This is a genomic window from Streptomyces africanus (genome assembly GCF_002150735.1).
Classification (GTDB): domain Bacteria; phylum Actinomycetota; class Actinomycetes; order Streptomycetales; family Streptomycetaceae; genus Streptomyces; species Streptomyces africanus.
This window is the reverse complement of the sequence record NZ_MUKA01000559.1, coordinates 470-1,020: the sequence shown is the minus strand read 5'-3', so window position 1 is coordinate 1,020 and position 551 is coordinate 470. Positions and strand designations below refer to the sequence as shown.

Annotated in this window: 1 protein-coding gene; it reads right to left on the bottom strand. The window is 72.6% G+C overall.

Going from position 1 to position 551, the window contains the following annotated elements; all coding sequences use genetic code 11:
• Nucleotides 1-551: Gfo/Idh/MocA family protein (locus tag CCL05_RS46855; protein ID WP_244204602.1), on the bottom strand; the 551-nt coding region annotated here is incomplete at both ends.

The window sequence follows — 551 nt, the reverse complement described above, 5'->3', positions numbered from 1 at the left end:
TTCCAGCCCGGCGCGGCGAACTCGCCGTGGCCCGGGCCGACGTACACCGTCGTCACGGCCTGGTCCTGGTACGTCGTGCCGCGGCTGATCCCCAGCTCGTTCATGCGGCGGAAGTCCCAGAAGACCGCGCCCTTGGTGCCGTGCACCTCGAAGCCGTAGTTGTTCTGCTCGCCGACCGAGACCCGGCAGGCCTCCAGCACACCGCGCGCCCCGGAGGCGAAGCGCAGCAGGCAGCTGACGTAGTCCTCGTTCTCCACCGGGCCGAGTTCGCCGCCCGAGGCGCGGCTGTGCCCCGCCGTCGCCCCGGTGGGACGGGCCCGCTCCGGCAGGAAGATCGCCGTGTCGGCCGTCAGGGACGTGATGTCGCCCAGCAGATGACGGGCCAGGTCCGCGCCGTGCGAGGCGAGGTCGCCCAGTACGCCGCTGCCGCCCCGCTCTCGCTCGTACCGCCAGGTCAGAGCGCCCTCGGGGTGGGCCGCGTAGTCGCTGAACAGCCGGATGCGGACATGTGTGACCGTGCCGATCTCGCCCGAGGCGATCAGCTCGCGGGC